The following is a 26,779-nucleotide window of genomic DNA, read 5'->3' as shown; positions in this document are numbered from 1 at the left end:
TCGTGAATTGTTATTGATATTCGCTTTTTTTTTATAAAACCCTTTCATTTTTACCCTTTAATTAACTAACTAGAGGTAAATTAAATTATGTAGAGCAACATTTTATGAATAAATCAAGTTTGAGTATAAAACTTGAAGAAGTTTAAAGACTATAGTCGATACCGATTTTAAGGAGGACTTAGTATGAATAATCACGAAATTCCTACAAACATGCAAACTGGAGCTGTACCCCCCCAATTGAACCATGGAGGACATGAACTATTTGACGTTCATGAAACACTTGCCGGCTCGATTAATGTAATGGATCAGTTTATGATGTTTAGGCAATATGTAAAAGAACAAGAGCTGCTTGATATTATTGATCGGCAATATCAGTTTATTTTAAATGAATATAATTTAATCGTAGAAGCTTTTTCTACTGGTCAAAAGCCGGCCGGTTCTACACATGTATATAACATGAAGCAGTCTCATACCTTTGTCTATGGCTTAAAGCCTTCGCAGCCTAAAAAGCCGAATCAGTCCGTTGAGGAAATTAATGAAAAAGGAATTTCAGGTCATATGCTGGGTCTAGTCAAGTCTCAAGCATCTCTTCTAACCATGACCGCTTTAGAAATAACAAATCCTGTTGTTCGCCGAATATTCGGAGACAGTGTTCCTAATTGGATTGAAATGGCTTATGAAATTTCTCTTTATCAAAACAAACACCATTATTATCAAGTGCCGCAGCTTGCAAAAGAAGATATGCAGCAAATGATCACAAGTTTTGCAAAAGCTGCTGCTTCTCCTCAGATGCCTAATAGCCATAAGCTGCATTAATTAAAAAGAGGATGAGACAAACGTATCTTAGTTAAAAGAAGGTCCGAATGAATTTGATTCTTAATCAAACTCATTCGGATTTCTTTATTGGTATGGTGAATGTAGGTTCCTCTTTAGATTCGATTGATATAGTTGTGTCTCCATCTCTTTTGCGCATATATTTCAGAAAATGACAAAAAACTATGCATTTTGAATTATTTTCTGAATATTTGTAGTATTTTGATTAATTATGTATTATAATACAGTTAACTAATAGAAAGGAGTGAGAGATGCATCATATATACTCGGATTACAGTTAAAGGAGGTGTCATAACACGCTCGCAGTACGTTTGCTAAAAGTCAGTTGAACTGTAGAACCGATATGTGATAGACCATGATGGTAAAGTTAAGATTAATTCCCCTAAATGAACATGTAACATAATAAACTGCTTCTTTTTCTTTTTAAAGATAGAAGCAGTTTTTTTATGTGCGTTTTTCTTTTCCCGATTTAATACATGTTTTCTCCACTTTGGCTAACACTTAAGATATACATTTACATACAAGGTGGTGACTTTAATGATCGCCGTAAAATTACTATTAGTCGCAGTTTTAATTGCATTAACTGCTTTTTTTGTAGCCACAGAATTCGCTATTGTAAAAGTAAGGAGTTCAAAAATCAATCAGCTTCTAGAAGAAGGAAATAAAAAAGCCGTCTCTGCCAAACATGTTATTACACATCTAGATGAATATCTATCCGCTTGTCAGCTTGGTATCACCATCACGGCTCTCGGGCTTGGTTGGCTTGGTGAACCGACGCTAGATCGGCTGCTTCACCCTCTTTTTACTACCTTCCATATGAATGAGCCGCTTGCTGGTATTTTATCTTTTGTCATTGCATTTGTTGTTATTACTTTTTTACATGTTGTCTTAGGAGAATTAGCTCCTAAAACGTTTGCTATTCAAATGGCTGAACAAATTACGCTGAACTTTGCAAAACCGATTATCGTGTTTTACAAACTGATGTATCCGTTCATTAAAATATTAAACGGCTCAGCTCGTATGTTGACCAAGTTTTTTGGTATAACGATGATTTCAGAAAATGAAGCTGCTCATAGTGAAGAAGAGCTTCGTATTTTGTTATCTGAGAGCTTTGAAGGCGGTGAAATCAATCAATCCGAATATCGATATATGAGCAAAATTTTTGATTTTGATGATCGTTTAGCTAGAGAAGTAATGGTCCCTCGTACAGAAATTGTGAGTGCTTCCAAAGACGACGTCGTAGAGGTTTTCTTGCAAATCGCAAATGTCGAAAAATATACGCGCTATCCAATTGTTGAAGATGGGGATAAAGATAAAGTAATCGGTCTCGTTAATATTAAAGAAATTTATAATGATATTGTATTCAACGAAAAAGACGGTACCAATACGTTAGAATCGTATGTCAAGCCTATTTTTAAAGTAATTGAAACCGTACCTATTCATGACTTGCTTGTAAAGATGCAAAAAGAACGCATTCAAATGGCTATTCTTTTTGATGAGTATGGTGGAACCGCAGGGCTTGTCACAGTAGAAGACATTATTGAAGAAATTGTGGGAGAAATTCGAGATGAGTTTGACACAGACGAAATTCCTTATGTACAAAAAATTAAAGACGATCATTATATTCTTGACGGAAAAATGCTCATTAGCCAAGTAAATGATTTACTAGGCACGGATATTAGCGACGAAGAAGTAGATACCATTGCCGGGTGGGTGTTAACCGAAAAGTTTGATGTGGCCAAAAATGATATTATTCAGCATGAGCAATTTTACTTTAAAGTTTTGATTATAGAAGATTTTCACATTAAGTATATAGAAGTAAAAAAAAGAAAGAAGAAAGAAAAAAAGGATGATCATCATTAATCATCCTTTTTATTTATTCAAAATCCCTTTTACCAATCGTCTCCTCCATCAAAAAAATCTCCATCCAACAGATCCTCCCCGGCTTCTTCAATATCTTCTCCGATTTCACCAAGCGCCGAGTCTTCAAACATATCATCCATCAAATTCTCAATGAGAAGCCCTCCTAACATACCGGCTGCAAAGCCTCCCATTGCTCCTCCTAACCCGCTCATACGTGGGTGGTGTGAATGCTGATCATAGTGAGAAGGCTTATAATACTCATAGTCTCGAGGATTTTCCATCATCTCTTCCATCGCTTCTTCCAGCAAACGAGCGATAGTGGATGGATGGCTGAGTTCATCATTGGTAAAAAAGAGTTCGTTTTTTATTTCCCTCTCTCGGCCGAAAGAAGGTAAATCTAGCTCCAATAGCACTCGGATACCTTCTCGTTCAATAGCTACCTCAAACTCAACCTCATTTACATACCCCTTTAAGAAGTCTGTAGGAAAAAATGCAAATTCTTGTTTGTATCCGTTAAATTTTCCTGAATGATGTTTTTCTCTAAACCCAAGTGCTTCAAATCCCTCTACTAGCTGATATAAGCTTGTTGGAGCTTTAATGCGCACAGGGTCCCGGTCTGTTGAGTCAACTCCCCCTTCAATATCTAAGTGTGTCTTAAAGAAATAGCTAACGTTGCTCGCAGAGATTGGAAGATCCAAAGGTAAATGATATGTAAATGGAATTTCCTTTTTCTCTCCCTCATTAATTGTAAATGAAGAAGCTGCGCGCAGGCTTTCCACACGGTGTGTATGCATTTGACCGCTTTTCATTTGAACTTCAAGCCAAAATTCAACATCAATTAAATTAATATGTTGCTGAACGTTTCCACCTTGAATGACAATAGCTCCTTCAATTACATGACCGAGCGTATAAGCCGTTTCATTTAATCGTAAATCCACTTTGGCAGCTCCAACTCCAATTTTAGCAAACATTTTTTTAAACATTTTTTTCCTCCTCCAAAATGCTCTTACTATATATACGAAGTATACCGTTTATAAGTTTCAACTTACAAAAAAAGAACTCAATTTCTTGAGTTCTTTCTGTTGCTTCAAAGCTCCGGTATTAAAAAACCCAGCCCCAGCAGCAGTTACGTCTTTTGCAGCAATGACGTTTTTTACAACCGTCGTGATGTCCGCCGTGATGTCCGCCACTGTGGTTACCATCGTGATGCCCTCCATCGTGGTTGCCGCCATGACTCCCGCCGTGGTTGCCGCCATGACTCCCGCCGTGGTTGCCGCCATGACTCCCGCCGTGGTTGCCGCCATGACCCCCACCGTGGTTACCGCCATGATCGCTACCGTGACCCCCGCCATGATGACATTTTTTATGACCTGAACGATGATCATCATCATGTTTAGGACAATGATCGTTATGCTTATAATCGTTATGACAGCATTTTCCTTCGTGGCTACTTCTTGGATCATAACCAGAAGTTTTGTAATAATACTGATTAGAACACCAGCAACACTTCTTTTTGTTGTTGTAACTCACATAAACCATCCTTATCTATAAATAAGATTTATATAGGCAATTTTATACCTATATATAAATAGATTATGTAAACTAGTACAAGGAAGTGCATTGCTGTGGGCCATGACCTACGCCTGTTTTTAGGAATATGTACGGGGGAGATAAGACAAGAAAAAAAGCCATCTAGAGACGGCTTTTTATATTTGATTTTTCACTTTGCTTGCGCTTTCTGCATAAAACTCTAGAATTTCTCTTCTTCTCACAATTCCAATAAATACGTCTTGATCATCCGTTACAGGCACAAAGTTTTGGTCAATTGCCTTTGAAAGGATGTTTTGAACTTCATCATATATAGCAACTGGGTTATAATCTTGATAGCGGTCAATCTCTGTTAATTTAATATTTTCCGTATCTTGAAAGCGATAGTCTCCTAGGCTTTTTAACTTCCAAAGAAGATCTCCTTCAGTAAGAACGCCCACATATTTACCATCATCGTCAACCAGCGGAACTGTAGAATAGCGATGATACTCCATTTTTTCAAGAGCCTGTCTTAATGTAGATTGAATATTTAATGTTACAACATCACTTTTTGGTACTAAGAAAAATGCAATATTCATTTTTTAATCTCCTTTTCCTTACCCGCTCATCTTTCAATTTCTATTTATTTGTTCAGTTTTCGGCTTATTTTAATGTTTTAATCATACAAAATGCAGCTCGCAGTTATCTTACATTTACAACTATAAGCTGTCAATCCTAAGCTATGTAATTTTGGCTTCATATTTCTTTATTACAGTACCCGTTTTCTAAATAATCAAATCCTAATTTTTAGAAAAAACCGTCTAGTTAAAATGATTGCTCCTGCAGCTGCTTCTTTATACTAATAAGGGCCGGAAGAGCTACTTTCAGCTCTTCTTCTCTGCGATAAGAACGCAACTGAACCTCATTATATGCTCTGTTTATACTTTTTGACTCATGAAAAAATCCCACATGATTCGGCTAGCATTGGGGCCTTTAGGATCCGTATAGCTGCCCGCTGAATTCCCTCCTGACCATGCATGCCCCATTCCATTGATAATATATTTATCAATAGCCAATTCTCCCTTACTGCTTTCGTAGCGATATGTTGTATAATCCCGTCCAAAGAGAATTTTTTCCTCTCTCGTTTTAACCGGGCTATTCTGAATCCATCCATCTATTTTTCCGTTATAAGCAAGATTATTCGTTGTAATCCACTGGTGAACCACTTGATCTGCATTGGCTACATTTACCGTCGAATCGGCGTTACCATGAAATACAATGAGCGGCAGTGGCTTTGCCCGTTTTCCCATTTGCTGATAAGCAATTCTTCCTTGTTTAACGGGGGAAGGACCTTTACTGGCCATGACGGAATACGCATTAAATACGTTGAGAGCCGCCTGATATTCGATACCTGCTGACACACCTATTCCAGCAAACAGTTCTGGATACGTTACCCCCATAACGATGCTCATGGCTCCTCCTGCTGACAGACCGGCAATAAACACTTTATTTTTCTGAATAAAGTGCATGTTTTGGACTTTTTTTACAATCCCTGCAATAATAGCTGGCTCGCCAAATCCTCTAATTTGATGAAGCGGTTCAAACCAGTTCCAGCACTTATTCATATTTGAGTTAGAAGACTGCTGTGGATATACGACAATAAATTCCTTTTCGTCGGCGAGCTCGTTCATTTGCGTGCCTATCGCAAAATCATCTGCATTTTGTGTACATCCATGCAGCATAACCATTAGTGGGTAAGATTTTAAAATATGATAGGATTTAGGTAAATAAACCTTGAATTTTTTTCCTTTATGAGTATATGTTTTAAATGATTCAGATGACGCTTCTTGTTGTTCACTTGAAGACACGAGCGTTGACGTATTTATAACATTAGGTAGTGAACCCAACATGGTACCCCTCCTCTTTTTGTCAACGTTTACATTTTTCTTCCCAATTACGTCCTGTATTACAATACTACATATTATTTCGTTTTTTTGCACGTGCTACATACTCTAAGAGTACAACTTGTTTTGGTTTTAAGCCGTTTTTTATATTCTTTAAAATTGGGATTTTTTTGCTATATATATACTTTATTACTATATATGAAAATTGTCACTATAATCATGAAAAAAGGACAAACATGCCGTTTGCCCTTTTATTTGGACCTTGATATTTAAATACCTTTTGCCGAATTAAGCATCTATACTTTTATTATATGATGCTCCCTATCATTTATATGAATTTATTGCTCTGCATGTTTAAATCTGTAACCTTTATTATTTCATGTTCTGCTTTTTATTCACCAATTCTATCAAAGCAAATGGCAAAGTGCAGATGCGGAAGCCATGTTGAAAAAGAAGAATCTTGAAGAGCAAATGTTTTGGTTTAACTTCTTCTTCGTTCGCGACAATCATACAAAGGCTGATTGTAATCACTCTTTTCTCCTCCTTTTGTTTAAATAGGTATAGCAAAGAGATGCTATTAGAGTAGATTCCTTTATTTTGTATACATTTTTTAGAAAACTATGGTAAAAATAAGACTTATCATATGGAGGTGAATAAATTGGCAAATATCCCAAAGGATACTGAGCCCTACTGGCGCGATCATTTAAAGTTTCCAACATACCCATCTCTTTCAGAAAATCGAAAAGTTGATGTTGTAGTAGTAGGAGGCGGTATTAGCGGTATTACAACGGCTTATTTATTACAAAAAGAAGGACTGAACGTGGCGTTAATTGAAGCTGATAATATTTTAAATGGGACAACCGGTCACACAACAGCAAAGATTACAGCTCAGCATGACGTTATCTACGATGAGCTGCTTTCACACATTGGCGAAGAAAAAACGCTGCTGTATTATAAAGCAAACGAACAAGCCTTGCAGTTTATGAAAAACTTAATTCAAACGGAAAACATTGACTGTGATTTTTCAGTACAAGATGCTTACTTATACGGAGAAACGCTGGAGTTTGATCATCGAGTTCGCAAAGAATTTCGAGCCTATCAGCGATTACATATTCCATGTGAATTTGCAACAGAGCTTCCTTTTAGTTTTGATATTAGGGCAGCAGCTATTATGAAAGATCAAGCTCAGTTTCATCCGTTAAAATATCTGCTTCATTTAGTAAAAAAATTCACAGAAAGCGGCGGATTGATTTTTGAAAACACCGTAGCAACGGATGTAGAAGAAAGCACGTCGCCCACGGTCGTCACAAGAGACGGACATCGAATTTCTTGCAAATATGTAGTGGCATGTTCACACTTTCCCTTTTATGATGGAGCGGGCTTTTACTATACGCGCATGTATGCTAAACGTTCGTATGTGTTAGCAGCAAAAGTTGAACAAGCTTACCCTGGAGGCATGTATTTAAGTGCTGATCAGCCTACTCATTCACTGCGTTCAACAAAAGTTGACGGAGAAGAACTCATCTTAATTGGTGGAGAAGGCCACAAAGCTGGACAAGGAATTAATACTATGTTCCACTATGAGTCCCTTCAGAGGTTTGCTGAAGAAAATTTTACTGTTCAACATTTTCGTTACAAATGGTCTGCACAAGATTTATTTACGCTTGATAAAATTCCATATATCGGTCCCATTAAAGAAAGCAAGCCAAATATCTTTATTGCTACCGGATTTAAAAAATGGGGAATGACTCATAGCACCATTGCAGCACATATTATTCGAGATGCAATAACAGGAAAAGACAACCCCTATGCAGAGTTATATAATCCGTCTCGTTTTTATGCGGACCCTAGCCTTAAGCATTTCTTTCGTCAAAATCTTGATGTGGCTGAACATTTTATTACCGGTAAGTTTTCCATGCCTGAAAAAGGACTGGATCAGCTTCAAAATGATGAAGGGTCAGTTGTATATGTAAACAGCAAACGTACGGGGGCTTACAAAGATCCTCAAGGGAAGCTTCACTGCGTCGATACTACATGCACGCACTTAGGGTGTGAAGTAAATTGGAACGCTGGTGACCGCACATGGGACTGCCCTTGTCACGGTTCTCGTTTCTCTTACGACGGATCTGTGGTAGAAGGCCCTGCTAAAAAGCCGCTCACACCAGTGGATGTCGATTCAAGCGATAAAAAAAGCACGCCGTAGGGCATGCTTTTTTTATCATTATCAATGGATTCACATTTGAGTTTACTCTTTACATCCTTCTTTTCTAAAGTATCGATTATACACTAAAACCATTGCATAAATGACTAAAAAAGAAAACGTAAAGATAATTAACCTTCCAGATTCAGGGACATGATCAAGATAGTCTGTTTCAAAAAACATAACAAACATCAAAAATGGCAATAGAAACAAAAACCAAATAAAATCTCGATCCATAAACATTTTTATAAAAAATAAAATGGCCCCGATGTAGACAATCATCAAAAACATAATCATTCACCAAATTCTATTTAATACTAGAGGTGTTGTAATGATTATATCGGATTTCTCCGGCGAAATATAGAGTCATTGGTTTTAATTTTATAAATTCCTTACAACTTTCAAACTGCTATTTTAACATAATAAGGGAATTTACTGCTGTAAAGACTCTAGATGAGCAAAAAACTGCGGGTACGAAACGGATACCGCATCACGATTTTCAATAATTGTTTCTCCTTCTGCAATACAAGAGGCAACAGCGAGCATCATGCCGATACGGTGATCTCCGTGGCTGTTTACATTTGCCCCATGAAGTTTTGTACCTCCGTGAATAATCATTCCATCTTCTGTTGCTTCAATGTTAGCTCCCATTTTGGTTAACTCATTCACTACCGTATCAATACGGTTTGTTTCTTTGACTTTTAACTCTGCAGCATCTTTAATAACTGTAATCCCTTCTGCTTGTGTGGCAGCTAGTGCAATAATTGGGATTTCGTCAATTAGGCGTGGAATTAAGTCTCCGCCTACTTCCGTACCTTTTAAGTGAGAAGCTTCTACAACTAAATCTGCATAGGGTTCCGCTGTTTCTTTTGTTTCTTTGACTGTCTCGATCGAAGCGCCCATATTTGAAAGCACATCTAAAATACCCGTTCGAGTCGGATTCATCCCAACTTTTTGAATTTCAATGCGGCTGTTTGCAATAATAGCCCCGGCTACTAAAAAGAATGCAGCTGACGAAATATCACCAGGCACTTCTACATGCGTTCCTTTTAACGTTTGACCGCCTTCAATTGAAACGGTTAAGCCTTCTTCGTCCACTTTAACTCCAAACGCCTCTAGCATACGTTCTGTATGATCACGCGATTTCGCCGGTTCCGTTACAGAAGTTGTTCCTTCTGCCTGCAGTCCAGCAAGTAAAATAGCTGATTTTACTTGTGCGCTTGCAACAGGAGATGTATAGTGCATACCTTTTGCTTTACCACCTCTAATAACAAGCGGCGTAAAATTAGCGTCTTCTCGGCCATCTAAATGAATATTCATATCACGCAGCGGACCGGTCACACGCTTCATGGGACGTTTGGCAATGGATTCGTCTCCAATTAACGTTGAATGAAAAGGTGTATTTGCTAAAATGCCCATCATGAGGCGAATCGTGGTGCCCGAATTTCCGACATCTAAAATATCAGATGGCTCTTTTAGAGCTTGTAGACCTTTTCCTTTTACCACAACGCTTTGTTCATCAATCATTTGAATATCTACACCTAGTTTTTGAAAGCAGGAAATGGTGCTAAGGCAATCATCTCCTGGCAAAAATCCGTTAATTGTTGTTGTTCCTTCTGCGATTGAACCAAACATAACGGAACGGTGAGAAATGGATTTATCTCCTGGAATTTGAATCGTTCCTCGTAAAGCTTTTACTGTCACAATCTGTCTCTCCTTTTATGCGTGAAGCGAATCACGAAATTCTTTGGCATCTGAAAAGTAATCAAATAACTCGTGTCCGTCACCTTTTTCTACTAATAGTTTTACTTGTTCCATTTCTTTCATCCAGTCATCAAGCAATGTTAAAAGCATAGAACGGTTTTGTTTTAATATGTCTCTCCACATATGAGGATTGCTTGAAGCAATTCTGGTAATATCTCGAAAACCGCCTGCCGCCATTTCTGTAACAAGCTGATTATTTGCTGAATATCCTTTGACTTGTCTTACAAGGCTGGTCGCAATCACATGGGGTAAATGACTGACAACTCCAGTGATTTGGTCATGAGTAGCTGCATCAAGCGGTACAAATTGTGCACCTGTAGGCTCTAGCAAATGCATAAGCGCATCTATTTTTTCTTTTTGCTCATTTTCAAACGGCGTTAAAATATAGCGCGCCGAACAAAATAAATCCGCTCGTGCATTGACTGCACCGCTCGTATGAGAACCAGCCATCGGATGCCCGCCAATAAATGAAATACGTTTCTTATTCAGCGCTTGGGCTGCTTTCATAATTTCACCTTTGGTACTTCCGACATCCGTTACGATAACCGTTTCTTTAAGCTTCCAAGTAGAAAGGTCGTGTATCCATGCTGTCGTGTACTCTACTGGAGTAGCAAGCACGATATAATCTGCTTGGGCTGCTTCTGTTTTTATATCTTCAGCTACATAATCAACGATACCTAGCTGGTTGGCTACTTGTACTTCATTTGTATTGATATCAGCTCCAACGACTGTGACGTGACGATGCTTCTTCATAGCTAGCGCTACTGATCCTCCAATAAGGCCGACGCCAATAAGTAATACACGTGTTTTCACCTTTCATTCTCCTCTATTCATTAAAATTGCTTTGCGTATTCTTCATGTTTTTTTACGTTTTCTTGAATTAACTGAATTCGATCTGCCCCAAACTGATCGATAATAGCAGATGCTAGTTCCCAAGCAATCACTGATTCTGCTACAACCGCTGCCGCCGGTACTGCACAGCTGTCTGAGCGTTCAATGCTTGCAGCAAATGGCTCTTTTGTATCAATATCTACACTTTGCAGCGGCTTGTATAAGGTAGGAATAGGTTTCATGACACCTCGCACAACAATCGGCATCCCTGTTGTCATGCCTCCTTCTAAACCTCCAGCGTTGTTCGTTTTACGCGTATAGCCGTTTTGTTCATCCCATAGAATTTCATCATGGACTTCACTTCCCGGTCTGCGAGCTGCTTCAAAGCCTACGCCGATTTCAACGCCTTTAAACGCGTTAATGCTCATAATAGCAGCAGCTAGCTTTGAATCTAACTTACGATCATAGTGCACGTAACTTCCTACTGCAGTAGGCATTCCTTCTACTACTACTTCCACTACGCCACCAATGCTGTCTCCATTTTCTTTTGCATCATCGATTGCTTTCATCATTTTCTGTCCCGCTTCTTCATCTAAGCAGCGAACAGGTGACGCTTCTGTTTTTTCCTGAAGTTCTGTCAGTGACTCATATGCCGTTTTTTCAGCTTTCACACCGCCGATTTCAAGTACGTGACACGCAATATTTACGCCTACAGCTTTTAGTACCTGTTTGGCAACTGCGCCTGTGGCTACTCGTACCGTCGTTTCACGAGCAGATGAACGTTCCAATACGTTTCGCATATCTCTGTGACCGTATTTAATCGCTCCATTTAAATCCGCATGACCTGGACGAGGTTTTGTGATTTGTCGCTTTACTTCAGCATCATGATCAACTGGATCAGCACCCATAATATTTCTCCAGTGAGTAAAATCTTTGTTTTCAACGACTAAAGCAATGGGTGAACCAAGCGTTTCACCGTGGCGAACCCCGCCTTTAATCTGAACTTGATCTTTTTCAATCTGCATGCGGCGTCCGCGCCCATGTCCCTTTTGTCTTCTTGCTAAATCTTCATTAATATGTTCGGCTGTTAATTCAAGCCCTGCCGGTACTCCTTCAATAATCGCTGTTAATTGAGGGCCATGCGATTCTCCTGCTGTTAAATATCTCATATTATCGATTCCTTTCTGTTATAAAAAATAAAAAGACTCGCCCCTACGTCATAGGGACGAGTCTTTCTCGCGATACCACCCTAGTTGCAAACATTGCTTGCCACCTCGAATTGTTAACGATCCGCTGACCGCTCTGTAAAAGAGTACTCCAAGAGTGTAATTCGCTCACATTTTTGTACTGACTTTCACCAACCGTCAGCTCTCTGAGACAGGGAAATGTTTGCTACTAGTTTCTTATCACTGTATCACTATGAAATTAAGATAATTTTACTGCTGCACCTTTTAATTCTTCCATGAATTTGTGGAATTCAGGAATGTTCATTTGCTGTGCTGAATCTGATAGTGCTACTGCTGGGTCTGGATGAACTTCTGCCATTACAGCATCTGCGCCGATAGCAATCGCTGCTTTTGCACATGGTAATAGTAAGTCTTTGCGTCCTGTTGAATGCGTTACGTCTACTACAACTGGTAAATGCGTTTCTTTTTTCAAGATTGGAACAGCTGAGATATCTAATGTGTTGCGTGTTGCACGCTCGTATGTGCGGATACCGCGTTCACAAAGAATAATGTTTCCATTTCCGCGAGACATAATGTATTCAGCAGCGTTAATGAATTCTTCAATTGTTGCTGCCAATCCACGTTTTAAAAGAATTGGTTTGTCTACAGAACCTGCAGCTTTTAATAGCTCGAAGTTTTGCATGTTACGTGCACCAATTTGAATCACATCTACGTAGTCTAGAGCCGTTTCAATATCTTGAGGAGAAACAATTTCACTGATAATTGATAGGCCTAGCTCATCTCCTACTTGACGTAAGATTTTTAACCCTTCCACTCCAAGACCTTGGAAATCGTAAGGTGATGTACGTGGTTTGAACGCTCCGCCGCGCATTAATGTAATGCCTTGTTCTTTAAGCGCTAAGCCCACTTCTTTTACTTGTTCGTAGCTTTCTACTGCACATGGTCCCATTACAAATTCTAAGTTTCCAGGACCTACTTTTGTGCCGTTGATGTCAACGATTGTATCTTCAGATTTCTTTTTGCGAGATACAAGAAGTGCTTTACGGTGATCGTCTTCTTGAAGCTCTAAGCTTGCTTTGAAAATTTCTTTGAAAATATGCTGAATTGTTGAAGCTTCGAATGGTCCATTATGGTTAGCTAAGATTTGATCTAACGATTTACGTTCACGAACTGGATCAAAGCGATTCACACCTTGTGTCCCTTTTACTTTTCCGATTTCTTGTGCGATTTCACCGCGTTTATTTAATAATTCTAAAATTTCTAAATTTATTTCGTCGATTTGTCCTCGTAATTGTTCTAGTGATTTTGTCATTTTAAAAATCCTCCTTTGATTTTATAACCTTGAACGGATCTTCTCGATTAGTTTGTATTGAAAAACCCGTTTTACACCTACACAGCCGCTTATGCGGATATACAAAAAGTCCCTACTGATTGTATCAGTAGGGACGAATTGATCGCGGTACCACCCTAATTGCAAGCATTGCTTGCCTCTTCATTAAGATAACGGCTATTGCCGCTTTTGACTATCGCCAAAAGAAAGCTCCAAGAATGTAATTCGCAATCTCTTTTGTACTGATTCGCACCAACCATCAGCTCTCTGTTACAGGGAAGATTTTGCTACTATGCTCTTTTCATCGCTTGTAATGGATATAAAATTATAATGGACCGAAATACAAAAAGTCCCTACTCACCCTTAAGATTGTTCTTAAGAGTCAGTAGGGACGAAAGTTCGCGGTACCACCCTAGTTGCAAGCATTTCGCTTGCCTCTTCATTAAAATAACGGCTAGGCCGTCTTTTCCTGCTCGGAAAAGATGCTCAAGGAATGTACTTCGAAAAAATTTTTGTTCTGACTCGCAGCAACCGTCAGCTCTCTGTTACAGGGAAATTTTTTCTACTAGTGCTCCTATCAACGCTCAGTATTGACTATGTATGTGTACTTGGATGATCAGTTCCAATCGTTTGAAACTGTTTGTCGCTTCCAAGTTGTGTGTAATGTTGTGTGATGTTGATTTGTATTATGAATGGTTTTTTTATCTTCGTCAACACTTTTTATTATTTTTTTTATTTTTTAAAAACTATGACTCCTTCAAACCCATCTCTATCAAGAGTTTTGCTGTTTTAATTTTTTTCAAACTTGTATTCCATTTCAGATCCATATTCAATAAATCCATGTTTTTGGTACAAGCTTTTTCCAGCGGAGGAAGCATTTAACCATATTCGGGTTACACCACTTTTTTTGCCGTACTGCATCAAATGCTTTAAAATAGCGGAAGAATAGCCGTGCTTTCGGTGATCAAAAGCTGTATACATGTTCATAACATATGCTTCTTTCCCTTGGAGGTTACCCGGTGAAGGCGGACGTATAAAAAAGACGATGCTTCCTGCTGATACAATTTCTCCATCCGCTTTTAAAATAGCCGTATAGCTATTTGGATTATTTATGTTTGCAGTAAAATATTCTTCTGTAGCTTTTTGAAACAGCTCCTCGTTCCCGTTTAATTCTCCGAGTTCTTTCATAAGCAAAATTCGCAAGTTAACCAGATCCTGAACGTTTTCTAACACCGCTTTTTCAACCATCGCTCTCCCTCTTTTCGTCTCTTTTACACAAAAAAACTCTCATCATTTGAGAGCTTCATTCACGCGAGAAAAACAGCTCCGTATACGAGTGCTCCGACAATAACGAACGCTGGATGCACACGTAATTTTTCCAATAAAAGAAAGCTGGCTGCTACTAAAAATAGAGTCTGCCATATACCTGAATCACCGTATGAATTCATAAAAAATTCATACGCCATCAAGCCCAGTAAAATGGCGATAACAGGACGAATGTAGTTCGTCATTTTTTTTACGTTTGGCGAATCTTTATACTTAAATAATATTCGAAGTAAAATAACTAAAAGTAAAACCGACGGAGCAATCGTTGCAAAAAGAGCAACCACCGAGCCTAAAACCCCTGCCTGCTGATATCCGATAAACCCCGCCATTTTTGTCGCAATCGGACCCGGCAGCGCATTTCCAATTGCTAGCATTTCACTAAACTCTTTGACCGTAAGCCAATGGTAGCGATCTACGACTTCTTTTTGAATAAGCGGAATCGACGCAGGTCCGCCTCCATAGCCTAAAATATTTGAAACAAAAAACGCCATAAATAGCTGAATATAAATCATACCGATTCCCTCTTCTGCTTCTGCTCAGCACTTTCGTCTTTTTTTCCTTTTCGTTTTAGCGGAATCCAAGCTGCTGCCATAAGGACAATAATAATGACCGCTGGATGGATATGGGCAAATTCCATTAAACCTAAGCTAATAATGAGTAAGATAATAGCTGGCGTCCATCCTAAACCAGACGTTGATTTTTTAAAAAAGTCCCACGTCATAACTGCGAGCATCACTCCTACTACAGGGACAACTGCTTTTGTCATGCCCATAACCCACGGCTGATCTTTAAATTGCGTTAAAGTTGTTAACAGCAATACCATTAAAAAAACGGTTGGAATGACGGCTGCAAATAAAGCTGTCACGAGACCCAAAATACCGCCGACTCGATAGCCGATGTATCCAGCGAGCTTTGTAGCAATAGGCCCAGGCAGCGTATTGGCAATTGCTAATAAATCGCCAAATTCATCGTCATCCATCCACTTGTACGTATCGACCACTTCTTTTTTAACAAGTGGAATAGCTGACGGTCCTCCTCCGTAGCCGAGCATACCTGAGCGAAAAAACGCTATAAAAATATCCAATTGTCGCATTTCTCGCGCTCCTTTCTCTGTGATCTAATAAGCAACGACGGCTCCGTCTGTTCGCGCTTCTGTACCGCCGTATAATACACCGGTTTGTTCATCTCTTAAAATAATCTGCCCTCTTCCAAACGTATGTCTGCTCGTAGCCACATGAATATCATGCCCTTTGCGTTCTAATGCTTCTACAATATGTGAAGGCATTTCTTTTTCCACAAGAACCTTTTTGTGTTCAATCCACTGCCATCTTGGTGCATCTAAAGCTGCCTGAGGATTTAGATGAAAATCAATCATATTCATGACGACTTGCACATGTCCTTGAGGCTGCATGAATTTGCCCATTACACCGAATGAACCTACAGCACTTTTATTCTTTGTTAAAAATCCAGGAATAATGGTATGATAGGTTCGTTTTCCAGGCTCTAACCGATTATGGTGCTGTGGGTCTAATGAAAAATTATGCCCGCGGTTTTGCAGGCATATGCCCGTATTAGGTACGACAAGCCCTGAGCCAAAATCCATGTAATTACTTTGAATGAATGATACCATGTTTCCTTCTCCATCGGCTGTCGCTAAATAGATCGTGCCGCTATGAGACGGCTGTCCGGCTTCGGGAATAAGCGCTTTTTCACCAATTAGCCCTCTGCGCTTGTTTGCATAAGAATCATTCAATAAGTCTTCAACTGCTACTGTCATTTTATCAGCATCTGTAATGAATTTTTGTCCATCTGCAAACGCTAGCTTCATAGCTTCAATTTGCTTGTGGTATGTATCGACAGAATCTTTGGCATCAAAAGAAAAACCTTTTAGCGTATTTAGAGCTAAAAGCGCAATAAGGCCTTGGCCGTTGGGCGGTATTTCCCACACATCGTATCCTCGGTAAGAAGTTGAAATCGGCTTTACCCACTCTGCTTTAAAAGCTGCTAAATCCTCTTTTGCTAAAAATCCGCCGTGTTTTTTCGAAAAAGCTGCTATTTTATCAGCTAAGTTCCCTCTATAAAAAGATTCTCCATTCGTTTCGGCAATTTCAAGCAGCGTAGCAGCGTGGTCTGGTGACCGCCACATTTCCCCTACCTTAGGAGCAGATCCATTGTTGGTAAATGTCTCAAACCAGTGCTTATATTCGTCACCTTTTAACGCATGTGTAAATCGTTCAAACGCTCGTTCCCAATTGTACCCTAAAATCGGGGAGATTGGGAACCCTTCTTGTGCATATGAAATAGCGGGCTGCAGCACTTCTTTTAACGATAGCCGGCCAAAGCGTTTTGACAGCTCCGCCCACGCGCTCGGGGCCCCTGGGACCGTAACAGGAACAAAACCGCGAGCCGGCATCTCTGTTATCCCCATGGCATGCAGAGCTTCAATAGAGATAGAAGCAGGAGCAGGACCGCTCGCGTTGAGTCCGTATAGCTCTTCATTTATCCACACAAGAGCAAATGCGTCTCCGCCAATTCCATTTGACGTAGGTTCTACAACCGTTAAACAAGCTGCGGAGGCAATAGCAGCATCTACTGCATTGCCTCCTTTTTTCAACATTTCAAGACCCGCCTGAGCGGCAAGAGGCTGACTGGTTGCTACCATTCCGTTTTTTCCAAACGTGCACGTACGCTGCGATGCATAGGGGTGTGTGAAAAAGTATTCGCTCATAGAAAATCTCCTCTTTTCTTTATATGATGAATAAAACGAATCTTTACAGACTAGACAACGCTACCTCTTCCTCGTAAACTTCTAATGCTGCTTGCAAAGCAGAACCTGCATTCACGCTTGCCCCGTTTCGAATAAGCACTGCTTCAAGACCAGCCAATGTAAAGAGAATGTTGTCTTTCCGGCAGCTGTATCCCATTGTACCGATACGCCATATTTTTCCGTGCATCGGCCCGAAAGAACTTGCGATTTCAATTCCAAATTGTTCAAGAAGCGTCGAACGAACTGCTTCTCCGTCAACTCCAAGCGGAATTAAGACACACGTAACGGTTGGAACTTTTGAATGCTCATCCCCGAATAACGATAATCCCATTGCTTTAATTCCGGCTACAAGTGCTTTTTCGTGAAGACGATGCCTTGCAAATCTTTCTTCTAACCCTTCTTCTAAAATAATGCGCAGTCCTTCTCTTAAAGCATAGAGCATGGACGTTGCTTCCGTGTGATGATTTAGCCTGCGCTCACTCCAATAGTCTTGAAGCTGACTCAAATCAAAATAGTTGCTGATAATATTCGGACGCAGACGAACAGTTTGAGCATCTGCTTTTGTCGCAATTCCTTTTTCAACTTTTTTACGTTCCATGATAATTTTTTCAACACGATCATTGTACGTAATAGGCGCCATACCCGACGGAACAGATAAACATTTTTGTGTACCTGCAATCAATGCGTCAATGTTCCACTCGTCTACTTTTACATCCGTACCGCCGATAGTGGCTACTGCGTCGACGATAAACAAAACATCTTGGTCGCGACATGCAGCACCAATTTCTTTAAGGGGCTGCATTCTTCCTGTAGAGGTTTCACCATGAACCATTGCAACGATTTTTGGGTTTACTTTTTTTATTTCATGGATTACTGTCTCAGGGTCAAACACTTCCCCCCATTCGCATTCAATATTGTGTACCTCAGCTCCGTAGCGCTCGGCAATTTCCGTTAATAAATAGCCGAAGCGGCCGAAAATCGGGACGAATACTTTATCGCCTGGCTCAACTACACTTGCAAGAACTGCTTCAATCCCAGCTCTAGATGTTCCATCAACGGGAAAAGCCCATTTGTTTTTGGTTTGAAATAGTTCACGAAGCATTTCCATCGTTTCGTTCATAATGCGCGTAAATGCGGGGTCAAACTGACCTAAAATAGGTGTTCCTAATGCTCTTAATACGCGTGGATCTGCTTCTACGGGTCCGGGTGTCATAATTGTACGCGGCGGTGTATGAAGCTGTTTTGTGATAGTCATGTCAAATTCCTCCTAGTAGGCAAGTTTATATAATAGTTCTATTAAGACCTTTACTCCTTTTTCTAACTGTTCTCCTTTGGTGAATTCCTTTGGGGAATGGCTGATTCCATCTTGGCTCGGTACGAATAACAAACATGTGGGAACTCTTCGCCCGAATACCTGCGAGTCGTGTCCTGCACCGCTTACTAATTCTCGGGAGGAGATATTCTTTTCCGAGGAAATAATTTTGGAAAGTTCAGATAATTTTTCGCTCATGGCGACGGGTTTTTCATCCATCCAGCAGTTGATATTCACTTCTAAATCCCCTGCTGTTCGCTTTATAATTTCCTTCATTTCTCGTTCTGCTTCTTGTAAAACCTCATACTTATGATGTCTTATATCGACCGTGAATTCTACATATCCTGGTATGACATTCGGTGCGTTTGGAGAAAGTGTAATTTTGCCAACCGTTACGTATAAAGCGTTCTGATATTTTTCGCTCAATTCAATAAATGCTTTAGCGAGTTTGCAGCTCACATAAAATGCATCTTTTCTGATGTTCATAGGGGTTGTGCCCGCATGGTTACTTTCACCTTTAACAGATACTGTAAACCGTTTCTGCCCGACGATACTAGAAACAATTCCGATATCGCAATGAGACATTTCAAGCTGCTTTCCTTGCTCGATATGCAGTTCAATAAAAGAAGCGATGTCCGTGCGGTATGGCTCGCTGTGGAGGCCTTCTCCGAAATTGAGCTGTTTCATTGCGTCATCTAGCTTAACCCCTTCTTTATTTATAACATGTTTTGCATCACTTTTGCTGTGTAATCCATTCATATTACCTGATCCCCAATACGTAAGAGGAAATCTGCTACCTTCTTCTTCACAAAGTGATACAACCTCTAAGGTTTTTGTAGGGGAGCCATAATGCGCATATAGGTACTGCAGAGCAATGATACCTGCTACAACACCAAACGCCCCGTCATATTTTCCTCCGTTTATCACGGTGTCGATATGGGATCCTGTTAAAATAACTTGTTGTTCTGGACCCGTTCCTTGCAACCGTCCAAATAAATTTCCTACATCATCGTAATACGTTTTGAGGTGAAGTCCCCTCATTTTTTCTTCCAATGCCTTTTGAGCTGCATTCCACTGTTCCGTATATAAAAGTCTCGTAACCCCTTCTTTTTCATCTAACCCAAACTGTGACAACCAGCTAATATTTTCTTCGATTTGCTGACAAAGCTTAGATTTTCCCGTCATATCTGCAACCATTGCTATCCCTCCTGCTATCTTCATTTTAAGAAAATGACTGATTGTTTTCATTAACACTTCCTACAATGATTTAGTGGTTTTTTAGCTATTATCACTAAATACGCAAAGTCTTATATACGTCACTTTTTCTAACATTATATGTTATTTATTTTATCTTACAGGATTGAAAAAACTTCTTCATTAACAATTTATACATTTTTTTCTGAAAATTTTATTTATTTTAACTAAATTTTCTTATAAAATAAAAGATAGATAAAAATACGCGCAGGTAAATGTGAGAATTTTTAACAAAAGGAGTAATGAATAATGGAACTACAAACTCTTTTACGCATTCCAATTTACGAGAAAGCATCTGTAGTAGCTGGGCAAAAAGGAGTCACCCGCAAAGTACATAACGTCAATATGATGGACGCACCCGATATTTTATCTTTTTTAAAAGAAGGAGAATTTTTAATTACAACGGGTTATCACTTCAAAGAACATGAAGAAAGCTTAGCAAAACTTGTAGAAGGAATGGCTAAAAAGAAATGTGCAGGATTGGCCATAAAAACGAAGCGCTTTTTCGAACACGTGCCTGCTTCTATTTGTCAGCTAGCTGATGAACTTCACTTTCCGATCATTGATTTCCAAACGGACGAAACGTTAGGCGCGGTTATTAACGAATCTCTCAGCTTTATTTTAGATAAAAAAACAGCCGAGCTTCAGCAAGCGATGGTCACACATCAGCTATTTTCCTCCTACATCTTACAAGGAAAAGGCATGGAGAAAATTATGCAGTCCATTCGAACGTTATGCAATGCTCACGTTGCCCTTTTTGATACCCATGGCCATGAACTCTTTTACACAAACAAACGCGAACCTTTTTCACTCCCGATGGAAGAAGCGGTAGTGGGTGCTAAGCAGCTGTTTTTACGAACGTCAAAATACACAGCCTTTTCCTTTTTACACACAAAAAAAACCGTTACGCTTTTTCCCATTGCTACTCATACAAGAAAGTACAGTTATTTACTTATTGAACACCAAGTTTCTTTATCCGATTCAGCGCTCCTAACGATTGAACAAGCGACAAACGTTTTATCCTTCGAAATGATGAGACAGCAGGCTTTGTATGAAGCTGAACGGCGACGAAAAAACGATTTTTTCAATCAGCTTGTTAACAATTATTATAAAACACCTGAGGATGCTTCCTTTCAAGCACAGATGATGGGCTTATCAGCAGGAAACAGCTATATTTGCGCCGTTGGGAAAATTCATTCTACATTCACGCCTTACAGCGATGATGATATGATCTATGAGCTCCTTCAATATGAGTTATCAGCAGGTCGTACAGAGGCCATTTTGTTTTTCTATGACAATCTTTACATCCTTTTGTTTACACCTCATTCTCAACCTATGATTATAGAATGCTTGCATCGCTTGCAGGAAGCTGTTTACCGTCACTACGATAAGCGAATGTCATTTGGAATTGGAAACCAAAGCCAATCCCTACTTACAATCGCTGACTCATATAAAGAAGCTGTTGAAGCTCTTGAAACCATCCATTTTAAAGATCAGTCGAAGCTTATTCAATTTTATCAGCCAAAACAGTTTAAAGAACTGCTGAGGTTGCTTCCAGCAAACGATTTACAGGATTACTATTCTCAAACATTAGAAGGTTTGCTGCAGTACGATAAAAAAGATCGCTCCATCTTACTTGACACGCTTGAAACATATCTAAATTCCAATTGCCAAATCTCAGAGACTGCTAAGCAGTTATTCGTTCACCGGAACACGGTAATCTATCGAATCGAAAAATGCGAAGAGTTATTAAAAAGACCTATTCACACATCAGAGGAAACCCTTCGGCTGCGCGTCGCTTTTCAAATTTTTTCTCTTGTGCATGCTACTTAAGTATAAATACAATAAAAAACGCCTGAGTGGATACTCAAGCGTTTTTTATTGTATTTCATACTATTTATTTTGCTTTTAATTTAGACTGTACTGATTGTAATTTCCCAGCCATCGTATGATTTTCTTTATCACGGCGATCATCAATTCGTAAATTGGTACATACGCGCTGAATACCATTTTCAAAAGGTACTTCATGCATCTCTTGAACAATTTTTAGCAGCGTGCTTAATTCCCCTTCAATCAACGTATTCATAGGGGTTAATTGATATGTAATTTCATCTTCATGCTTGGCCAACACCTTTTGAATATCAGCTACATACTGACTCACGCTTGGCGTTTCCGTACCTACCGGAATAATGGTTACATCTACAATAGCCATGTTATACACTCCTTTTGTTTATTTCCTAATTATCATACCAAACGACACAAAAATTTCCTACTTTTACGTTTATGGTGCACAGAAAAAAGGAATAGTTCTACAACTACTCCTTTTTATTACACTCTTATCTTATAGGTAACGCTTTGCTCCTAAGTAACGTTTTGACCAGTAAGAGTTGCTTAGTGATGTAATTGTTACGCCTGTTGAAGAACCTGCATGCATGAATTGACCGTTTCCGATATAAATTCCAGCATGGCTAGCTCCTGGTTGGTACGTTTCAAAGAAAACGATATCGCCAGGCTGAGGTGAACTTACACGCGTACCAGTTTGATAGATGCTAGCCACTGTACGAGGAAGACTTACACCTACTGCATTGCGATATACATAGTTAAGGTAACCGCTGCAATCAAATCCTCCAGGCGCAGCTCCGCCCCAAACGTAAGGTGTTCCCATAAAACGTTTACCGTATGAAATAACTTTTGAAGCTGAGCTTGAGCTTGTGCTGCTTCCTGTTGATGTTGAAGGTTTTGAGCTGCTAGAGCTGCTTGAATTTAATTTATTCAGCGTATCCGGACCCGCTTCTCCGTCTACTAATAAACCATTTGCACGCTGAAATGATTTTACTGCACTTGTTGTAATTGAGCCAAAGTAGCCTGTTACACCAGCTGAGAAGTAACCTTTATTTTTTAGTTTTTGCTGAAGGCTGCTTACTGCTGAACCTTTCATGCCTTGACGTAAAATAGTTGAACTGCTAGAGCTAGAACCGCCAGTTGAAGCGCTAGAACCGCCATTTTTTAATTTACTTAACGTAGCTGGACCCGCAATTCCGTCCACAGAGAGTCCGTTTGCACGTTGAAATGCCATTACTGCATTCTTTGTAATTGAACCGAAATATTGAGTTGTAGTTCCTTTAAAATAACCTTTATTCTTTAGCTGTTGCTGTAAAGATTGTACGTTTGATCCAGTTGAACCAACGCGCAATAATGAACTTGAGCTAATTGATGAACTTCCGCTTCCTAGCAGCTTATTAAATGTAGATGGACCTGCAATACCATCTGCAGATAAACCATTTGCACGCTGAAACGATTTTACTGCGCTAGTCGTGATTGAACCGTAATAGTTTGTGGTTGTACCGTATGTAAAATAACCTTTGTTTTTTAATTTTTGCTGTAATTCTTTCACATCTGAATTACTTGTTCCTGGGTGTAGCGTAGCATCTCCTAAAGCAGCTTCACTAATTGTAGGTACTACTGTTAAAGATCCACATAACGCTAACGAATATATCAACTTTTTCATAAAAAAAGGTTCCTCCAATGCCATAATCTACTAATCTATAAGACGTTTACATTGTAACAACACATTATTACAAAATAACATCACTAATATTACATTTATGTTACAGGAAACGACAGCAGCACAGCTGTATGGTGTATATTGTCGTAGTTTCTTGTCGTTTAACACTTAATAAGTTCGACAAAAAAGCTAATATATTCCAATATTATTCCTTTTCCTACACTAATAATAGGTAAAAAATCACCCGTAACATTATCTTTATATTTCAAAAAAAACAATTTATTTTTTTTCGAAATGTGAAACTTTTTTAAAATTTATTCGTTTAGCGGATTTGTTCCCCTCTTCAGTAAAACAGCTTTTCTTCTAAAAATTTATATTATTTCCATATTAATGAATAAAAAAGCGAGGGCTGAAAAAAATAGTCTTATTATGTTGGAAACAAGGAGGATTATTTTATGAGCCATAAAGGCATGCATGGTACAAATGTCAGCGGATCAGGTGACTCGGAAGACAAACGCTATGCAAGCGGAGAGAACGAACAGACGCTTACTACGCGTCAATGAGCCTTCTTCTCTTGGGGGTCTTCAAGAAGCGCATGACCATCCAAAACCTCATCAGCCTTATGTTGAAGGAAATGTAAAAAAGAAAAAATTGATCGTACAAATGACTTTAAGCAAGCCGGTGAACGCTACCGTTTACTAGAGGACTGGGAGCGTGATGAGCTTATTCAAAACTTAGTAGACGGCTTAAAATGCTGTCACCATACCGTTCAAACAAAGATGATTGAGCTTTTAACTCAATGCGATTTTGACTACGGCAATCGGGTAGCCAACGGTATAGGTCTTCTCATGCATGATGATGGCTCTTTAGAAATTGAAATGGGAGCAGAAATAACTCCTACATACGGTAAATTGCCAAAAGAAGGCGGTTCACCGTTAGGAAGTAACAAAGCTGCCGATGCGGTAGAAGAAGCTAATGAAAAAGGAAAAGACGCTCATCCTTATTAACAAAAAACATCCTGCAGCGACAGCAGGATGTTTTTTGGGTTAAACGCTTATGACCAAGTAACGGCAAACACGTGGTAGTCATTTTTTAACTGTGGCGCATCAATGGGTGTCCCGTGCTGATATCCTTGCTTCACTCTTTTAGGATGTAAGGGTTGAACCCATTCTTTCACTTGCTGTTTTGTACCATTTGCTAAAATATATACACAATCAGAAAATGCCCCGTCATTGTTTGGACTATCAACTTTTAGTACTTCCACTAACACATCTTGGACACACGTTTTTCTCTGAATACATGTAAGCGTATGGTAGATGATATCAGCGGACACATCGTTATTTAAACGAAAGCCCACCTTTTTTTGTTCAAAAAAAGACGAGAATGAGACGATTGGTAATGTCTTTTTTTGTTCATACGCTTGAGATAAAATCTTGACAAGAACTTCTCCACTCAAGATGATCCCTCTTTCTAAAAAACGCTTCATCACAACATATGTGAGCATTGGTTATGCTCATAGGATAATATATTATCATAGTTTAATTCTGTGGTGTTAGTCTTTTTTTGGGTTTTCACACTGGGAATTATACCCGCCTATTTCTTGCGTTTTCCCGACGTTCTCGCTACTAGCAACAGAATTAATAATAAAATAAATACCCCTGCTCCTACAAACATATCGTACAAGAAATCAAGCATCATACTCCTCCTCTTCCTCCCAAAAAACGCTATTAAAACCAAGCGTTTTAATAGCGTTTTTTCGTTAGATAAAGCCTAGCATATTAATAAATACAATGATAATTAAAACCGGTGCGATATATCGAATGGCAAGAAGCCATAAAGAAAACCAGCGCTTCACATTCGTTGAACCATGCTTAAATTCTTCAATAAGCACATCTTTTTTCATTTTCCAAGGAACAAAGATGGCAATTAAAAGAGCACCGAGAGGCATAAGGATATTACTTACAAGAAAATCAAAAGCGTCAAAAATGCTTTTTCCAAAGATCGATACGTCACTTAATAAACCATACGATAGCGCTGAAGGTATTCCTACCACAAAGATTAGTAAGCCTGAAATCCAAGATAGCTTTATACGCTTATGCTGCTCTCCTTTGGCTAATGAAGCAACAATAATTTCTAACATCGAAAACGCAGATGTTAAAGTAGCAAATAAAAACAGCGCCAAAAAGAAAGTTTGAAACACAATTCCGAACGGAAGCTGTTCAAAAATAGAAGGCAATACAATAAATAAAAGACCTGGGCCTTCCGTCGGCTTTACGCCCATTGAAAAGACCGCAGGGAAAATTGCCAGCCCTGCTAGTAAAGAAATCAAAATATTTAACGCTGAAATTGAAATAGCCGATTTTGGCAAGTTTTGCTGCTTAGACAGATACGAACTGTACGTAACCATAACCGAAACGCCTACGCTAAGCGAAAAGAATGCTTGTCCCATTGCAAACAAAATGGTTTGGGAGGTAAGCTTTGAAAAATCTGGATACAAAAAGAAAGATACGCCTTCCATCGCTCCGTCTAATGTTAAAGAACGAATAATAATAATAATAAATAAAATAAAGAGAGCAGGCATTAAAATTTTGTTTGCTTTTTCAATACCATTTTGAATGCCTCTTGCGACTACAACAATTGTTAAAAGAAGAAAAACAAATTGAGAGATAACAGCACTTGCCGGATTAGCGATGGTGGAGTTAAATAAACTCCCGTAGTCACTTACTCCATTCAACTGACCCGTGACGCTTGCAAAAATATATTGTAAAATCCATCCTCCTACTACACTATAGAATGATAATAAAATGAAGCATGTAATCACGCCTAAATACCCGATGCCTTTCCAGAGAGAACCGGGAGCGACTGCATCATAAGCACGAATTGCTTCTTTTTGTGTATGTCTACCTAGTACAAATTCAGCAAGCAAAAGCGGTAAACCAATAATTGCTGTAAACAAGATAAACAGTAAAAAGAAGGCTCCACCTCCGCTTGTTCCGGCTACATAAGGAAGTTTCCAAATGGCTCCTATTCCAATTGCTGAACCGGCAGATGCCAAGATAAAGCCGATTTTTGATGTCCATTGTTCGTTTTGACTCATTTTTCTCACCATTTTTCTTTATTTATTCTGATTTGTCATACTATATCACACAACCCTTCTGTCGAAAAGGGTTTTTGT

The 26,779-nt window shown here is 39.2% G+C and carries 25 protein-coding genes, 1 pseudogene and 3 other annotated features; of the genes and pseudogenes, 6 read left to right on the top strand and 20 right to left on the bottom strand.

The annotated features are described in order from the left end of the window. The first annotated feature begins 183 nt into the window (after positions 1–183). A complete protein-coding gene (locus N178_RS22005) occupies positions 184–816 on the top strand; it encodes a spore coat protein (RefSeq protein WP_045294896.1) in 633 nt (210 codons plus the stop codon). 555 nt (positions 817–1,371) lie between these two features. Then, complete coding sequence (locus N178_RS22000) at positions 1,372–2,697, top strand: hemolysin family protein (RefSeq protein WP_045294894.1); 1,326 nt, start codon at positions 1,372–1,374, stop codon at positions 2,695–2,697. A gap of 29 nt (positions 2,698–2,726) precedes the next feature. On the opposite strand, the gene N178_RS21995 is transcribed toward N178_RS22000, so the two are convergent. The 5 genes from N178_RS21995 to N178_RS26815 form a co-directional block, all read right to left on the bottom strand. After that, positions 2,727–3,680, bottom strand: coding sequence for a sporulation protein (locus N178_RS21995; RefSeq protein WP_045294892.1), 954 nt, complete (start codon positions 3,678–3,680; stop codon positions 2,727–2,729). Positions 3,681–3,737: 57 nt separating this feature from the next. Then, complete coding sequence (locus N178_RS21990) at positions 3,738–4,160, bottom strand: hypothetical protein (protein WP_045294891.1); 423 nt, start codon at positions 4,158–4,160, stop codon at positions 3,738–3,740. A gap of 243 nt (positions 4,161–4,403) precedes the next feature. Continuing rightward, the gene (locus N178_RS21985) at positions 4,404–4,823 is read right to left on the bottom strand and encodes a CBS domain-containing protein (protein WP_045294889.1); all 420 of its coding nucleotides are present in this window, start codon (positions 4,821–4,823) and stop codon (positions 4,404–4,406) included. A 339-nt stretch (positions 4,824–5,162) separates the two neighbouring features. Then, the gene (locus N178_RS21980; RefSeq protein ID WP_045294887.1) at positions 5,163–6,134 is read right to left on the bottom strand and encodes an extracellular catalytic domain type 1 short-chain-length polyhydroxyalkanoate depolymerase; all 972 of its coding nucleotides are present in this window, start codon (positions 6,132–6,134) and stop codon (positions 5,163–5,165) included. Positions 6,135–6,500: 366 nt separating this feature from the next. After that, on the bottom strand, positions 6,501–6,659 hold the full coding sequence (locus tag N178_RS26815; protein WP_160297369.1) for a hypothetical protein: 159 nt from the start codon (positions 6,657–6,659) through the stop codon (positions 6,501–6,503). Between the two features lie 127 nt (positions 6,660–6,786). Between N178_RS26815 and N178_RS21975 the strand changes: the two genes are divergently transcribed. After that, positions 6,787–8,331, top strand: coding sequence for an FAD-dependent oxidoreductase (locus tag N178_RS21975; protein WP_080890236.1), 1,545 nt, complete (start codon positions 6,787–6,789; stop codon positions 8,329–8,331). Positions 8,332–8,373: 42 nt separating this feature from the next. On the opposite strand, the gene N178_RS21970 is transcribed toward N178_RS21975, so the two are convergent. The 11 genes from N178_RS21970 to allC form a co-directional block, all read right to left on the bottom strand. Continuing rightward, the gene (locus N178_RS21970) at positions 8,374–8,619 is read right to left on the bottom strand and encodes a hypothetical protein (RefSeq protein ID WP_013057694.1); all 246 of its coding nucleotides are present in this window, start codon (positions 8,617–8,619) and stop codon (positions 8,374–8,376) included. A gap of 141 nt (positions 8,620–8,760) precedes the next feature. Beyond that, positions 8,761–10,032, bottom strand: coding sequence for a 3-phosphoshikimate 1-carboxyvinyltransferase (gene aroA / locus N178_RS21965; RefSeq protein ID WP_045294882.1), 1,272 nt, complete (start codon positions 10,030–10,032; stop codon positions 8,761–8,763). Between the two features lie 15 nt (positions 10,033–10,047). After that, positions 10,048–10,905, bottom strand: a complete 858-nt coding sequence (locus N178_RS21960; RefSeq protein WP_045294881.1) for a prephenate dehydrogenase — start codon at positions 10,903–10,905, stop codon at positions 10,048–10,050. Positions 10,906–10,925: 20 nt separating this feature from the next. Continuing rightward, a complete protein-coding gene (aroC, locus tag N178_RS21955; protein ID WP_045294879.1) occupies positions 10,926–12,092 on the bottom strand; it encodes a chorismate synthase in 1,167 nt (388 codons plus the stop codon). A 49-nt stretch (positions 12,093–12,141) separates the two neighbouring features. Then, positions 12,142–12,342, bottom strand: a binding site (T-box leader). Positions 12,343–12,348: 6 nt separating this feature from the next. Next, positions 12,349–13,422 (bottom strand): bifunctional 3-deoxy-7-phosphoheptulonate synthase/chorismate mutase, encoded by a 1,074-nt coding sequence (locus N178_RS21950; protein ID WP_013057698.1) that lies wholly within the window; start codon positions 13,420–13,422, stop codon positions 12,349–12,351. 126 nt (positions 13,423–13,548) lie between these two features. Continuing rightward, positions 13,549–13,754: a binding site (T-box leader), on the bottom strand. A gap of 70 nt (positions 13,755–13,824) precedes the next feature. Continuing rightward, positions 13,825–14,030 (bottom strand) — a binding site (T-box leader). A gap of 199 nt (positions 14,031–14,229) precedes the next feature. Continuing rightward, complete coding sequence (locus N178_RS21945; protein WP_045294876.1) at positions 14,230–14,688, bottom strand: GNAT family N-acetyltransferase; 459 nt, start codon at positions 14,686–14,688, stop codon at positions 14,230–14,232. A 59-nt stretch (positions 14,689–14,747) separates the two neighbouring features. Then, the gene (locus N178_RS21940) at positions 14,748–15,278 is read right to left on the bottom strand and encodes a chromate transporter (protein ID WP_045294875.1); all 531 of its coding nucleotides are present in this window, start codon (positions 15,276–15,278) and stop codon (positions 14,748–14,750) included. Beyond that, positions 15,275–15,859 (bottom strand): chromate transporter, encoded by a 585-nt coding sequence (locus tag N178_RS21935; RefSeq protein WP_045294874.1) that lies wholly within the window; start codon positions 15,857–15,859, stop codon positions 15,275–15,277. The genes N178_RS21940 and N178_RS21935 overlap by 4 nt, the downstream gene beginning before the upstream one ends. Before the next feature lie 24 nt (positions 15,860–15,883). Then, positions 15,884–17,494, bottom strand: a complete 1,611-nt coding sequence (gene ggt, locus N178_RS21930; RefSeq protein ID WP_045294872.1) for a gamma-glutamyltransferase — start codon at positions 17,492–17,494, stop codon at positions 15,884–15,886. Positions 17,495–17,537: 43 nt separating this feature from the next. Then, a complete protein-coding gene (locus tag N178_RS21925) occupies positions 17,538–18,788 on the bottom strand; it encodes a pyridoxal-phosphate-dependent aminotransferase family protein (RefSeq protein ID WP_045294871.1) in 1,251 nt (416 codons plus the stop codon). A 12-nt stretch (positions 18,789–18,800) separates the two neighbouring features. After that, the gene (gene allC / locus N178_RS21920) at positions 18,801–20,042 is read right to left on the bottom strand and encodes an allantoate deiminase (RefSeq protein WP_237758577.1); all 1,242 of its coding nucleotides are present in this window, start codon (positions 20,040–20,042) and stop codon (positions 18,801–18,803) included. A gap of 306 nt (positions 20,043–20,348) precedes the next feature. Between allC and N178_RS21915 the strand changes: the two genes are divergently transcribed. Beyond that, positions 20,349–21,932, top strand: a complete 1,584-nt coding sequence (locus tag N178_RS21915) for a PucR family transcriptional regulator (protein WP_045294868.1) — start codon at positions 20,349–20,351, stop codon at positions 21,930–21,932. A 64-nt stretch (positions 21,933–21,996) separates the two neighbouring features. Here N178_RS21915 and N178_RS21910 read toward each other — a convergent pair whose 3' ends face one another. Both N178_RS21910 and N178_RS21905 read right to left on the bottom strand, forming a co-directional pair. Continuing rightward, positions 21,997–22,311: an MTH1187 family thiamine-binding protein gene (locus N178_RS21910; RefSeq protein WP_013057706.1), complete on the bottom strand. Its 315-nt coding sequence runs from the start codon at positions 22,309–22,311 to the stop codon at positions 21,997–21,999. Between the two features lie 129 nt (positions 22,312–22,440). Continuing rightward, positions 22,441–23,607: a C40 family peptidase gene (locus N178_RS21905; protein WP_045294866.1), complete on the bottom strand. Its 1,167-nt coding sequence runs from the start codon at positions 23,605–23,607 to the stop codon at positions 22,441–22,443. Positions 23,608–24,254: 647 nt separating this feature from the next. Between N178_RS21905 and N178_RS27920 the strand changes: the two are divergent. Further along, positions 24,255–24,383, top strand: a pseudogene (locus tag N178_RS27920) (catalase-related domain-containing protein); the annotation flags it as partial. Beyond that, positions 24,384–24,611, top strand: coding sequence for a hypothetical protein (locus N178_RS27915; protein ID WP_272946349.1), 228 nt, complete (start codon positions 24,384–24,386; stop codon positions 24,609–24,611). Positions 24,612–24,658: 47 nt separating this feature from the next. Here N178_RS27915 and N178_RS21895 read toward each other — a convergent pair whose 3' ends face one another. Together N178_RS21895 and N178_RS21890 are read right to left on the bottom strand one after the other, a co-directional pair. Further along, complete coding sequence (locus N178_RS21895) at positions 24,659–25,060, bottom strand: hypothetical protein (protein WP_224357839.1); 402 nt, start codon at positions 25,058–25,060, stop codon at positions 24,659–24,661. Positions 25,061–25,363: 303 nt separating this feature from the next. Continuing rightward, positions 25,364–26,701 (bottom strand): sodium-dependent transporter, encoded by a 1,338-nt coding sequence (locus tag N178_RS21890; RefSeq protein ID WP_045294860.1) that lies wholly within the window; start codon positions 26,699–26,701, stop codon positions 25,364–25,366. Between the last annotated feature and the right edge of the window lie 78 nt (positions 26,702–26,779).

The organism is Priestia aryabhattai B8W22 (assembly GCF_000956595.1).
GTDB lineage: Bacteria > Bacillota > Bacilli > Bacillales > Bacillaceae_H > Priestia > Priestia aryabhattai.
Note: the sequence above shows the minus strand (reverse complement) of the source record. Positions and strands in the feature narration are given on the sequence as shown.